Here is an 11560-nt window from a genome sequence, read left to right as displayed (position 1 = left end):
CTAGGCGTGGGAGGATCGATCGGTGCCCCGCTCCCGCCCGGTCTCCCGCGCCGCGGCCGACCCCGTCGGCGAGCTCGTCGACCGCCTCGAGCGCGCCGTCGTCGCGTCGCCGCGCCGGCGCGCCGAGCTCGCTCGAGAGGTCGAGGGCGACCTGCGCGAGGCCGTCGCCGATCGCGTCGTCGCCGGCGCGGCGGAGCCAGCGGCAGCCGCCGCCGTCGTCGCGGAGTTCGGCGACCCGCGCGCGATCGCCGCGGAGCTCTCGCGGGAGCTGCTCGCGGCGCACGGCCGCCGCTTCGCCCCGCTCGCCGCCCTCGCCGCGGTCGCGCTGCTCGCCGCGTGGTTCGCGGGCATGACATCGCTCGCCGCGGTGCCGGGCTTCGGCGTGCCCGTCGAGGCGGGGTGGATGCTGCGGGTCTCGCGCGCGCTCGACGTCGCGGGGCCGTTCGTGGCGGCTGCCGCGCTCGCCGGCTGGGTCGCGCTGCGCCGCGCCGATTCGCTCGCGGCGCTCGTCGCGGTCGCGGCGCTCCAGCTCGCCTTCGCGGTCGCGCTCGTCGCGGGCGCGATCGCGATGGTCGGCGCCGTCGCGGTACCGCCCGCTGGGGTCGGCCTGCTCGTCGCGCTCGTGGCGCTCACGCTGACGCTCGGCGGCGCGCTCGCGGCCGCCGCGGCGGCGCTGCTCGTGCGGTGGGGCGCCGTCAGGCTCGCGCCGCGCCGAGCACTCGGCTGATCACCGTCGACGTCGCGGCCCAGTCGCTGCGCTCGTCGGCGAGGGCGCGCGTGCCTGCCGGCGTCAGCCGGTAGACGCGCTTCGAGCGGCCGCTCGAGGCCCACTCCCCCTCGATGAGCCCGCGGCCCTCGAGCCGCTTGAGCGCGGGGTAGACCGTGCCGCTCGGGAAGTCGAGCGCGCCGTCGGAGCGCTCGCGGATGCGCTCGATCGCACCGTAGCCGTGCACGGGCCCGTCGGCGAGCACCGACAGCAGCATCGCGTCGACGTGGCCGCGGAGGGCATCAGGGGAAGCCATGCGGGCAGTCTAGCCGTGGGCTGCCTGCATATGGAGACAGCCTGCAGCGGGTCAGCCGGCGACGGCCTGCGCGACGACGGGGTTCCGCAGCGTGCCGACGCCCGGCACCTCGACCTCGACGGTCTCGCCGGCGCGTAGCGGCCCGACGCCCTCGGGCGTGCCCATGAGCACGACGTCGCCGGGCAGCAGCGTCATCGACGCGGTGATCCACTCGAGCACCGTCGGCGCGTCGAAGATCCAGTCGCTCGAGACGCCGTCCTGCTTCACGTCGCCGTCGACGCGCGTGATGAGCCGCAGCGCGTCGTAGTCGGGCTCCGTCTCGATCGCCGGGCCGAGCGGGCAGAAGGTGTCGAAGCCCTTCGCGCGCGCCCACTGCGGCTCGCGCTGCTGGAGGTCGCGCGCGGTGACGTCGTTCGCGACCGTGACGCCGAAGACGGCGTGCATCGCGTTCGCGCGCGTGAGGCGGCGCGCGACCCGGCCGATCACGAGCGCGATCTCGCCCTCGAAGTGCACGTCGGTCGACTCGGGCGGCAGCACGATCGCGTCGTTCGGCCCGATGACGGAGGTGTTGGGCTTGAGGAAGACGAGCGGCTCGCTCGGCACCTCGTTGCCGAGCTCGGCGGCGTGCTTCGCGTAGTTGCGGCCGACGGCGACGACCTTCGAGCGCGGGATGACCGGCGCGAGCAGCCGCGCCTCGGCGAGCGGCACGCGCTCGCCGGTCGTGTCGAAGCCGGCGACGATCGGGTCGCCGACGAGCACGACGAGCGCGTCGTCGTCGACGACGCCGTAGCCGATGCGCTCCCCGTGGGCGAAGCGGGCGACGCGCATCAGCGGGCCTCCACCATCTGCACCATCCAGCCGTGCGGGTCCTCGGCGCGGCCGTACTGGATGTCGGTGAGCTGCTTGCGGAGCGCGAGCGCGACGGGCCCCGCGGGCGCGTCCGGGTCGCCGATCGTCTCGGTCGGGCTCTTGAGCGCGGCGATCGGCGTGAGCACCGCGGCGGTGCCGCACGCGAACGCCTCGGTGATCGAGCCGTCGGCGATGCCCTCGCGCCACTCCGCGAGCGTCACGGCGCGGCGCTCGACGGCGTGCCCCGCGTCGGCGGCGAGCTGCAGCAGCGAGTTGCGCGTGATGCCGTCGAGGATCGAGTCCGACTCCGGCGTCACGAGCGTGCCGTCGGCCTTCACGAGCACGACGTTCATGCCGCCGAGCTCCTCGAGGTCGCTGCCCGACTCGTCGAGGAACAGCACCTGGGCGCAGCCGTGCTCGGCCGCCTGCTGCGTCGGCAGCAGGCTCGCGGCGTAGTTGCCGCCGCACTTCGCGGCCCCCGTGCCGCCCTTGCCGGCGCGGTTGTACTCGGTCGAGAGCCAGATCGAGACCGGCTTGACGCCGCTCGCGAAGTAGGGGCCCGCGGGGCTCGCGATGACCATGAACCGCACGGTCTGCGCGGCGCGGACGCCGAGGAACACCTCGTTCGCGATCATGAAGGGCCGCAGGTAGAGCGAGTCCTCGCCGCCCGCGGGCACCCACGCCTCATCGACCTCGACGAGCTGGCGGACCGCCTCGACGAAGAGCTCGACCGGCAGCTGCGGCAGCGCGAGCCGCGCCGCCGAGCGCTGCATGCGCTTCGCGTTCTCCTCCGGCCGGAACGCCCACACCGAGCCGTCGGCGCGGCGGTAGGCCTTCATCCCCTCGAAGATCTCCTGGCCGTAGTGCAGCACCGCCGAGGCGGGGTCGAGCTGCAGGGGGCCGTACGGCTCGACGCGCGCGTCGCTCCAGCCGCCCTCGAGCGTCCAGTCGATCGAGACCATGTGGTCGGTGAAGTGGCGGCCGAAGCCGGGCTCGGCGAGCACCGCCGCGCGCGCCTCGGCGGAGGCGGGGCTCGGGTTGCGCGTGAGGGTGAACTCGAGGGTCATGCGTGCTCCTTCGCGGTGGCGCGGATGCGGTCGGCGATGGCGTCGCCGACCTCGCTCGTGGTGCGGCGGCTCCCGTCGCGCGCGTCGATGTCGGCGTCGACGGCGTCGCGGATGCGCTGGGCCGCGTCGCGCAGGCCCGAGTGCTCGAGCAGCAGGCCGGCCGAGAGGATCGCCGCGGTGGGATCGGCGATGCCGCGCCCCGCGATGTCGGGCGCGGAGCCGTGCACGGGCTCGAACATGCTCGGGAAGGCGCCGGACGGGTTGAGGTTGCCGGAGGCCGCGAGCCCGATGCCGCCGCCGACGGCGCCCGCGAGGTCGGTGAGGATGTCGCCGAAGAGGTTGTCGGTCACGATGACGTCGAACCGGCTGGGGTCGTCGACGAGGAAGATCGTCGCGGCGTCGACGTGGAGGTAGTCGACCGACACCTCCGGGTGGTCGACCGCGACCTCGTCGACGATCCGCTGCCAGAGCGCGCCGGCGTGCACGAGCACGTTCTTCTTGTGCACGAGCGTGAGGCGGCGACGGCGCTGCTCGGCGAGCTCGAACGCGAAGCGCACGACCCGCTCGACGCCGAAGGCGGTGTTGACGCTCGTCTCGTTCGCGATCTCGTGCTCGGTGCCGACCCGCAGGGCGCCGCCGTTGCCGACGTAGGGGCCCTCGGTGCCCTCGCGCACGACGACGAAGTCGATGTCGCCCGGCTCGCGGAGCGGGCTGCCGATCTTGGGGTGCAGGCGCGTCGGGCGGAGGTTGACGTGGTGGTCGAAGGCGAAGCGCAGGCGCAGCAGCAGTCCGCGCTCGATGATGCCGCCCGCGAGCCGCGGGTCGGCCGGGTCGCCGCCGACGGCGCCGAGGAGGATCGCGTCGTGCTCGGCGAGCGACGCGAGGGTCGCGTCGTCGAGGATCTCGCCCGTCGCGAGGTAGTGCGCCGCCCCGAGGTCGTACTCGGTCTCGACGAGCTCGACGCCGTCGAGCGCGGCGCGCATCGCCTTCCGGGCCTCGAGCGTGACCTCCTGCCCGATGCCGTCCCCACCGATCACCGCGAGCCGCAGCTGCTGCACAGTTCCTCCCAGGCGCACGCGAGGTGCGCGTCGACCGGCGCCGCACCCGCGCGGAGCCGTGCTCCCCAGCCTACTGGCGGCCTCGGATCCCCCACGACGCTCGCAGGTTCGGTCGGTATGTTCCGCGGCAGGCGCGCTGGTCCCGGGGCGCCCGGACGAATGGAGAGCACCTTGAGCATCGGCTTCGGCATCTTCCTCATGGCCGTCGGCGCGATCGTCGCGTGGGCGCTGCCGGGTCTGTGGCAGGTCGAGGGCGCCAACTGGACCCTCATCGGCTACATCCTGCTGGGCGCGGGCGCCCTCGTGACCCTCTTCGGCATCATCATGGCGGCGCGCTCGGGCCGCTCGAGCCAGGTCTCGCGCTCGCGCGTCGACCCGGACACGGGCATGCGGGTCGAGCGCACGGAGCGCCGCGACGACGTCATCTGACGCGCGACGGCGACCCGGGACCGGCTCCGGCCGCGTCCCGGGCGCGCCCGCGCCCCGGCATCGGCCAGGATGGAGCCGACCGAGCGGAGGCTCGGACGGAGGGAGCCCGCGTGCCGAACGCCCAGGATGTCGTCCGCGCGGCGGCGATCGCCGACTACGGCGTGCTCGCCGAAGCGCCTGCCGCCGACGCGGGAGGTGCCGACCTGCGGGGGCTCACCGAGCTCGCCGCCGCGGTCGCGGGCGTGCCGAACGCGGTCATCAACATCATCGACGAGCGGCAGCAGCACCAGATCGCCGCGGTCGGCTTCGAGGCGTCGGTGTGCTCGCGCGAGGACTCGATGTGCAGCCGCGTCTTCGAGGGCCCCGACCAGACGATCGTCGCCGATGCGCGCGCCGACGCGCGGTTCGCGCAGAACCCCTTCGTGACGGGTGAGATCGCCGACGTGCGCTTCTACGCATCCAGTCCACTCCGAACGCCCGGCGGCCTGCCGATCGGGAGCCTGTGCGTCTTCGACGACGAGGTGCGCGAGCTCGACGAGCACGGCGCTCGCAGCCTCGGCCTGCTCGCCGAGCAGGTCGTCGACGTGCTCGAGCTGCGCCGCCTCACGCGCGAGCTGCGCCGCTCCAACGAGCAGCTCGCGCAGTTCGCGGGCCAGGTGAGCCACGACCTGCGCAATCCGCTCGCGGCGCTCACGGGCTACCTGGAGCTCGCGGCCGACAGCCCCGAGCTCGCGGGCGCGCCGGATGCGACGAAGGCGCTCTCGCGCGCGGAGTCGGCGGCCGAGCGCATGGCCGCGCTCGTCGAGGACCTGCTCGACTTCGCCCGCATCGGCGGCAGCGCCCGCCGGCGGCCCGTGGCGCTCGGCGACGTCGTGCGTGCCGCGATCGCCGACCTCGACGCGCAGATCGACGCGGCGGGCGCGGCCGTCGACGTCGGCGAGCTGCCGGTCGTGCAGGGCGACGCGACGCTCTTGGGCGCGCTCGCGCAGAACCTGCTCGCGAACGCGGTGAAGTTCGCGTCGGCCAACGGCGCCCGGCCGCGCGTCGCGGTGCGCGCGGAGCGCCTCTCGGGCGGGTGGCGCCTGACGGTCGACGATGACGGCCCTGGCGTGCCGGCCGAGGAGCGCGAGCGCGTGTTCGGACTCATGCAGCGCGGCGACCGCGCCGAGGTCGAGGCGGGCGTCGAGGGGCTCGGCATCGGGCTCTCGACGTGCCGTCGCATCGCGCAGGCGCACGGCGGCCGGATCGGCATCGACGACTCGGCGCTCGGCGGCGCGAGCGTCTGGGTGCTGCTGCCCGCAGGGGACTGAGCCCGCGACCGCCGTGGCCGGTCAGGCGCGTTCGGCGACCTCGGCGATGCGCTCCGCGAGCTCGCGCGGCTTCGACCACATCGGCCAGTGGCCCGTCGGCAGGTCGACGAGCTCGAGCGCGCGGTGCTCGAGCACGCCCGCGAGGAACGGCACGCCCTGCTCGGCGTAGGCGCGGTAGTCGGCCGCCGAGAATGCCGTGCAGATGATGGTCGCCGGCACGTCGAGCCGGCGGTCGTCGCGCAGCGCGACGGCGTCGCGCACGGCTCCCGCGGGCTCGGGCACGGCTCGCTCGCGGAACTCGTCGAGCTGCTCGTCCGTCAGCCCCTGCATCGAGCCCTGCTCGAGCTCGTCCTCCCACGCGGCCTCGAGCGGCATCTCGTCGCCCTCGAACGAGGGGTCCATCGCGTGGCCGTCGACGACCGGCGCGGTGTCGACCCACACCGAGCGCGAGACGCGGTCGACGTGGCGGTCGATCGCGACGGTCGCGGGCGAGGCGGCGCCGCTGTGGGCGACGAGCACGACCGGCCCCTCCCCCTCGAGCGCCGCCTCGATCGCGGCGACGTGGTCGTCGAGCCGCACGCTCCCGCGGTCGGCGTGGTCGGGCTCGAGCCCCGGCAGCGTCAGCGCGGTGACGTCGTGGCCGCGCTCGCGCAGCAGCGCCGCGACCTCGTCCCACGCCCAAGCGCCCAGCCAGAAGCCGGGGACGAGCACGATGCGGGCGCGCACGGCGCCTCCGGTGGTGTCCATGGCGAGACGCTAGCCCGCGCCGCCCACGTGCGCCAGGCGCCCGGGGCAGGCGGCTCAGTGCGCGGGGTGCCGCAGGGTGCGGAACGCGACGAGCATCGCGACGAGCATGAGGCCGGCGCCGAGCGCGCTCGTGGCGACCACGCCGTGGTCGAACGCCGTCCGCGCGGCCTCCACCACCGCATCCGCCGCGCCGCCCGCCCCGGGCGCGGCCGCGATCGCCCCGCCGAGCGTCTCGCGCGCGGCCGCCGCGACGTCGGCGTCGATGCCGGCCGGCAGCGCGAGCGTCGAGCGGTACACCGCCGTGACGAGGCCGCCGAGCAGCGTCGTGCCGAGCACGGCGCCGAACTCGTACGCCGTCTCGGAGAGGGCGGATGCGGCGCCCGCCTTCGCGGGCGGGACGGCGCTGAGCACGAGGTCGTTCGAGACGGTCTCGGCGGCGCCGATGCCGATCCCGAGCAGCGCGAAGGCGCCGACGATGCCGGCGATGCTCACGTCCTCGCCGAGCACCGCGAGGATGCCGTAGGCCGCCGCCGAGCCGCCGAGCGCGACGACGACCGCGATGCCGGGGTCGACGGCGCGGACGACGCGCACGACCGCGAGGCCCGAGACGATCATCGCGACGACGCCCGGGACGAGCACGAGCGCGGCGTCGAGCACCGGGAGCCCCTCGACGAGCTGCAGGTGCTGGGTGACGAAGAAGAGGAAGCCCGTGAGCGCGACGACGCTCAGGAGGTTGACGACGAGCGCGCCGGAGAACTGCGGCACGCGGAAGAGCGCGACGTCGAGCATCGGGTTCGCCCGGCGGCGCATGCGGCGCACGAAGAGCCAGCCCGCGAGCGCGGCGACGGCGACGAGCGCGATGCCGATCGGGTCGAGGCCCGCGACCGCGAGCTCCTTGACGCCCGCCGCTAGGCCGCCGAGCGCGAGCATCGAGAGGACGATGCCGATCGGGTCGATGGGGCCGGGCGCGGGATCGCGCGACTCGGTGATGAGCAGCGGCGCGAGCACGAGGAGCGGCACGAGGAACGGCACGGCGATGAGGAAGATCGAGCCCCACGGGAAGTGCGCGAGCAGCAGGCCGCCGACGACTGGGCCGGCCGCGGCGCCGACCGAGAACGTGGTCGCCCAGATCGCGACCGCGAGCCGCCGCTGGCCGCGGTCGAGGAACGTCGTGCGCAGCAGCGCGAGCGTCGCGGGCATGAGCGTCGCGCCGAAGAGCCCCATCGCGGCGCGCGCCGCCACGAGCAGCTCGGGCGTCGGCGCGAAGGCGGCGAGCACCGAGACGATCGCGAAGCCGGTCGCGCCGATGAGGAGCAGCCGGCGGCGGCCGACGCGGTCGCCGAGGTTGCCCATCGCGACGAGCAGGGTCGCGAGCACGAGCGAGTAGGCGTCGACGATCCACAGCTGCTGAGCGGCCGTCGGCTGCAGCGCGACCGCGATCTCGGGCAGCGCGAACGAGAGCGCGGTCGTGTCGATCGAGATGAGCAGCACGGGGAGCATCAGCACCGCGAGCGCGCCCCACTCGCGCGCTCCCGCTCGAGCGGGCGCGGCGATGGCGGAGGGGTTCGATCGAGTCACCCGATTACTGTACCGTCCGGACGGTTTGATGGCAAGGTATGGTGAGGGCGTGAGCAAGGCAGCCGACACCCGCGACCGCATCCTCGACGCGTTCGAGGCGCTCGTGATCGAGCGCGGCGAGCGCGCCGGCACGCTTGCCGCGACGGCCGAGGCCGCCGGCGTCTCGAAGGGCGGGCTGCTCTACCACTTCGGCTCGAAGGCCGCGCTCGTGGCCGGGCTCGCCGAGCGCCTCGATCGCTTCGGCGAGGCGGAGGAGGCGCGGTTGCGCGGCACCGACGACGCCATCGCGGTCTTCCTCCGCGAGTCCGTCATCGCCGACCAGCCCGTCGACCGCACGCTGCTCGCGCTCCTGCAGCTCGGCCAGCTCGAGGAGCACGGGGCCGCGCGCGACGCCCTCACGCGGCTCGACGACCACTACCTCGCGGCGCTCGAGTCGAGCATCGGCGACCGCGACCTCGCGCTCGTGATCGTGCGCTTGAGCGACGGCATCTACTTGCGCTCGGCGCTCGGCGGCAGCGAGTCGATCCCTGCCGACTCCGTCGACCGCGTGATCGCGCGGCTCGACGGCCTCATCCGCGGCGCTTGAGCGAGCCGGAGCGGCCGCTCAGAGCTCGCGGATCGAGATCTGCCGGATCGTCTTCGCCTGGATGGTCGCGCCGAGCTGCTCGACGAGCGCGTCGGGCGCCGCCTGGTCGATCGTGATGATCGAGAGCGCCTCGCCGCCCGCGCGCGTGCGCGCGATCTGCATGCCGGCGATGTTGATGCTCGCCTCGCCGAACGCGGCGCCGTAGGCCGCGACGATGCCGGGCCGGTCCTCGTACTCCATGACGACGAAGTGATCGGCCATCGGCACCTCGACCGACTGCCCGTTGACGCCGACGATCTTCTCGACCTGCTTCGGGCCCGTGAGGGTGCCCTCGACGCTCACGCGGCGGCCGTCGCTGCGCGCGACGACGACCTCGACGACGTTGCGGTACTCCTCGCTGCGCTCGTCGACCGAGAGCTCGCTCGTGACGCCGCGCGACTCGGCGATGACGGGCGCGTTGACGAACGTCACCTGCTCGCTCACGATCGACGAGAAGAAGCCCTTGAGCGCCGCGAGCCGCAGCACCTTGACGTCGTAGGCGGCGAGCTCGCCGTGCACCGCGACGTCGACCGCCTCGACGGGACCGGCGGCGAGGCCGGCCGCGAACTGCCCGAGCCGCTCGGCGAGCGCGATGCCGGGGCGCACGTACTCGTCGATCACGCCGCCCGCGACGTTGACCGCATCCGGCACGAGATCGCCCGAGAGCGCGAGCCGCACCGAGCGGGCGACGGCGATGCCGGCCTTCTCCTGCGCCTCGTCGGTCGAGGCGCCGAGGTGCGGGGTGACCTGGATGTTGGGGGCGCTCGTGAGCGCGTCGTCGGTCGGCGGCTCGGAGACGAACACGTCGATGCCGGCGCCGGCGATCGTGCCGCTGCGGAGCGCCTCGGCGAGCGCGGCCTCGTCGATGATGCCGCCGCGCGAGGCGTTGACGATGCGGAGCGTCGGCTTCGCGAGCGCGAGCTCCGCGGCGCCGATGAGGCCGACCGTCTCGGGCGTGCGCGGGATGTGGATCGTGATGAAGTCGCTCTCGGCCATGAGCTCCTCGAGCGAGCGCAGCTCGACGCCGAGCTGCGCGGCGCGCGCGGGGCTCACGAACGGGTCGAAGGCGATGAGCTTCGTGCCGAAGGCCGCGAGCCGCTCGGCGACAAGCACGCCGATGCGGCCGAGGCCGACGATGCCGACCGTCTTCTCGTAGAGCTCGACGCCCGTGAACGCCGACCGCTTCCACTCGCCTCGCTTGAGGGACGCATCCGCTGCCGGGATGTGGCGCGCGAGCCCCAGCAGGTGGGCGATCGCGAGCTCGGCGGCCGAGACGATGTTGGAGGTCGGCGCGTTGACGACCATGACGCCGGCCTTCGTCGCGGCGGGGATCTCGACGTTGTCGAGGCCGACGCCCGCGCGGGCGACGACCTTGAGGCGCGGCGCGTGCGAGAGCGCCTCGGCGTCGATGCGCGTCGCGCTGCGCACGAGCACGGCGGATGCGTCGGCGAGGGCGGCGAAGAGCGCCTCGCGGTCGGTGCCGTCGACGTGGCGCACGTCGAAGTCGGGCCCGAGGGCGTCGACGGTGGCGGCCGAGAGCTCCTCGGCGATCAGGACGACGGGCTTGGTCATGCGGGGCTCCTTGCACGGGTGGAGGGATCGCGATCGCGGGCAGCACCTCGTCGTGCTGAGCACAGCCTACTGAGCGTCGCGTGCCGCAGCGCGCGCGTGGCGGCCGTGGCGGACCGGGCGGGCCTGCGGGTGCGGGAGAATGGAGGCGATGGACGCCTTCGCTCTCGCGCAGCTCGTGCTGCGCATCATCCTCGCCCTCGTCTTCGTCGGCATGGGCATCACCCACTTCGTGCCGCGCGTGCGCCGGGCGATGCAGGCGATGATCCCGGCAGCGTTCGCCGGCCCCGAGCGGCGCTGGGCGCCCGCGCTCGTCGCGATCTCCGGCGTCGTCGAGATCGTCGCCGGTGCTGCGCTCCTCGCGCCGTGGTGGGGTGTGCGCTTCGCGGCCGGCATCGCGCTCATCGCGCTGCTCATCGCGGTCTTCCCCGCCAACGTGCAGGCCGCGCGCGAGCCCGAGCGCTTCGGCGCCGCCGCGGTGCCGATCGCACCGCGCGCCGTCGGGCAGGTCGTGCTCGGCGCGCTCGTGCTCGTCTCGGTGATCTGAGCCGGAGCCCGCGCCGGCTCAGCCGCCGAGCGCCGCGATCGCGATCTGGCGCGCGAGCTGCTCGGCGAGCAGGCTCGCCTGCGCGCTCACCGCGAGCGCGACGAGCATGACGCCCGCCTTGCCGACCAGCCGCATCCGCCGCCCGATCCAGAGCGACAGCGCGAAGAGCACGGCGGGCAGCGCGACGCTCGCGATGAGCAGCCACCACGGCGTCGACGCCTCGATGCCCGCGCTCGCGTAGAGCAGCGGCAGCTGCTGCAGGTTCGTGACCGCCTCGACCGTGTCGTAGCCGAATGCGAGCGCGAACAGCAGCGCGACGATCCACGCGTCGCCGGGGCGCTCCTCGTGCGGCTGCCGCGCGCTCACGCGAGCACCCCCGCGACGAGCGGCCACGGTGCGGTCACGACGAGGCCGGCGATCCACCACGGCGCGCGGCGCTCGAGCGGTGCGAGCCGGTCGACGCACCACCACCACAGCAGCGGTGCGATCACGGCGAGCAGCTCGCCGAGCTGGTACATCACGAGGCCGAGCAGGCTCGGCTGCTGCACGGGGTTCGCGAACATCACGACGATCCAGCCCACGGTGGCTGCGAGCGCGAGCACGAGCGCGAGCCAACCGAGCGGGCCGCGGGGCCGCGCCTCGCGCGCGGCGGGGGCCGCCGCGCCGGATCGCGCGCGATCGCCGTCGTCGGCGGAGGGCTCGAGGTCGAGGTCCTCGTCCCCCTCCCAGCGGAGGGCGTCGTCGTCGCGGCTCACTCGA

14 protein-coding genes are annotated in these 11560 nt (G+C 74.6%); 5 read left to right on the top strand and 9 right to left on the bottom strand.

Going from position 1 to position 11560, the window contains the following annotated elements; genetic code table 11:
* The first annotated feature begins 22 nt into the window (after nucleotides 1–22).
* Nucleotides 23–727 carry a permease prefix domain 1-containing protein gene (locus JQT67_RS11485; protein ID WP_208064757.1) on the top strand — a complete coding sequence of 235 codons (705 nt, stop codon included), beginning with the start codon at nucleotides 23–25 and terminating at the stop codon, nucleotides 725–727.
* On the opposite strand, the gene JQT67_RS11480 is transcribed toward JQT67_RS11485, so the two are convergent.
* From JQT67_RS11480 to JQT67_RS11465, 4 genes are read right to left on the bottom strand one after another with little or no spacing between them, the layout of a single operon-like run.
* Complete coding sequence (locus tag JQT67_RS11480) at nucleotides 696–1022, bottom strand: helix-turn-helix transcriptional regulator (RefSeq protein ID WP_021010042.1); 327 nt, start codon at nucleotides 1020–1022, stop codon at nucleotides 696–698. The two genes, JQT67_RS11485 and JQT67_RS11480, sit on opposite strands and share 32 nt — an antisense overlap.
* Nucleotides 1023–1073: 51 nt before the next feature.
* Nucleotides 1074–1850, bottom strand: a complete 777-nt coding sequence (locus JQT67_RS11475; protein ID WP_021010041.1) for a fumarylacetoacetate hydrolase family protein — start codon at nucleotides 1848–1850, stop codon at nucleotides 1074–1076.
* Nucleotides 1850–2938 carry a branched-chain amino acid aminotransferase gene (locus JQT67_RS11470; protein ID WP_208064756.1) on the bottom strand — a complete coding sequence of 363 codons (1089 nt, stop codon included), beginning with the start codon at nucleotides 2936–2938 and terminating at the stop codon, nucleotides 1850–1852. The genes JQT67_RS11475 and JQT67_RS11470 overlap by 1 nt, the downstream gene beginning before the upstream one ends.
* Complete coding sequence (locus tag JQT67_RS11465) at nucleotides 2935–3996, bottom strand: 3-isopropylmalate dehydrogenase (RefSeq protein ID WP_035254222.1); 1062 nt, start codon at nucleotides 3994–3996, stop codon at nucleotides 2935–2937. Before JQT67_RS11465 ends, JQT67_RS11470 begins: the two co-directional genes overlap by 4 nt.
* 171 nt (nucleotides 3997–4167) lie before the next feature.
* On the opposite strand from JQT67_RS11465, the gene JQT67_RS11460 reads away from it, so the two are divergent.
* A complete protein-coding gene (locus tag JQT67_RS11460; RefSeq protein WP_021010038.1) occupies nucleotides 4168–4425 on the top strand; it encodes a DUF6458 family protein in 258 nt (85 codons plus the stop codon).
* 110 nt (nucleotides 4426–4535) lie between these two features.
* Nucleotides 4536–5735, top strand: coding sequence for an ATP-binding protein (locus tag JQT67_RS11455; RefSeq protein ID WP_208064755.1), 1200 nt, complete (start codon nucleotides 4536–4538; stop codon nucleotides 5733–5735).
* Nucleotides 5736–5756: 21 nt separating this feature from the next.
* Here JQT67_RS11455 and JQT67_RS11450 read toward each other — a convergent pair whose 3' ends face one another.
* Together JQT67_RS11450 and JQT67_RS11445 are read right to left on the bottom strand one after the other, a co-directional pair.
* Nucleotides 5757–6482, bottom strand: coding sequence for an alpha/beta fold hydrolase (locus JQT67_RS11450; RefSeq protein WP_208064754.1), 726 nt, complete (start codon nucleotides 6480–6482; stop codon nucleotides 5757–5759).
* 54 nt (nucleotides 6483–6536) lie between these two features.
* On the bottom strand, nucleotides 6537–8060 hold the full coding sequence (locus JQT67_RS11445) for an MFS transporter (protein ID WP_307864319.1): 1524 nt from the start codon (nucleotides 8058–8060) through the stop codon (nucleotides 6537–6539).
* A 49-nt stretch (nucleotides 8061–8109) separates the two neighbouring features.
* Between JQT67_RS11445 and JQT67_RS13660 the strand changes: the two genes are divergently transcribed.
* Nucleotides 8110–8646 carry a helix-turn-helix domain-containing protein gene (locus JQT67_RS13660; RefSeq protein ID WP_307864318.1) on the top strand — a complete coding sequence of 179 codons (537 nt, stop codon included), beginning with the start codon at nucleotides 8110–8112 and terminating at the stop codon, nucleotides 8644–8646.
* Between the two features lie 18 nt (nucleotides 8647–8664).
* Here JQT67_RS13660 and serA read toward each other — a convergent pair whose 3' ends face one another.
* Nucleotides 8665–10257 (bottom strand): phosphoglycerate dehydrogenase, encoded by a 1593-nt coding sequence (serA, locus tag JQT67_RS11435; protein ID WP_208064751.1) that lies wholly within the window; start codon nucleotides 10255–10257, stop codon nucleotides 8665–8667.
* Nucleotides 10258–10405: 148 nt separating this feature from the next.
* On the opposite strand from serA, the gene JQT67_RS11430 reads away from it, so the two are divergent.
* Complete coding sequence (locus JQT67_RS11430; protein ID WP_021010032.1) at nucleotides 10406–10801, top strand: hypothetical protein; 396 nt, start codon at nucleotides 10406–10408, stop codon at nucleotides 10799–10801.
* Nucleotides 10802–10819: 18 nt separating this feature from the next.
* On the opposite strand, the gene JQT67_RS11425 is transcribed toward JQT67_RS11430, so the two are convergent.
* On the bottom strand, nucleotides 10820–11167 hold the full coding sequence (locus tag JQT67_RS11425) for a hypothetical protein (RefSeq protein ID WP_051222918.1): 348 nt from the start codon (nucleotides 11165–11167) through the stop codon (nucleotides 10820–10822).
* Nucleotides 11164–11556, bottom strand: coding sequence for a hypothetical protein (locus JQT67_RS11420; protein WP_021010030.1), 393 nt, complete (start codon nucleotides 11554–11556; stop codon nucleotides 11164–11166). Before JQT67_RS11420 ends, JQT67_RS11425 begins: the two co-directional genes overlap by 4 nt.
* Nucleotides 11557–11560 lie beyond the last annotated feature (4 nt).

This window comes from Agrococcus sp. TF02-05, assembly GCF_017565345.1.
In the GTDB taxonomy this organism is placed as follows: domain Bacteria; phylum Actinomycetota; class Actinomycetes; order Actinomycetales; family Microbacteriaceae; genus Agrococcus; species Agrococcus pavilionensis.
The sequence above is the reverse complement of the archived record's forward strand: the minus strand, read 5'-3'. Positions and strand labels throughout refer to the sequence as shown.

Bases quoted from the DNA above. Each gene is read 5' to 3' on its own strand.
- JQT67_RS11480 (WP_021010042.1), bottom strand. From the start codon at position 1,022: ATGGCTTCCCCTGATGCCCTCCGCGGCCACGTCGACGCGATGCTGCTG.
- JQT67_RS11475 (WP_021010041.1), bottom strand. From the start codon at position 1,850: ATGCGCGTCGCCCGCTTCGCCCACGGGGAGCGCATCGGCTACGGCGTC.
- JQT67_RS11470 (WP_208064756.1), bottom strand. From the start codon at position 2,938: ATGACCCTCGAGTTCACCCTCACGCGCAACCCGAGCCCCGCCTCCGCC.
- JQT67_RS11450 (WP_208064754.1), bottom strand. From the start codon at position 6,482: ATGGACACCACCGGAGGCGCCGTGCGCGCCCGCATCGTGCTCGTCCCC.
- serA (WP_208064751.1), bottom strand. From the start codon at position 10,257: ATGACCAAGCCCGTCGTCCTGATCGCCGAGGAGCTCTCGGCCGCCACC.
- JQT67_RS11430 (WP_021010032.1), top strand. From the start codon at position 10,406: ATGGACGCCTTCGCTCTCGCGCAGCTCGTGCTGCGCATCATCCTCGCC.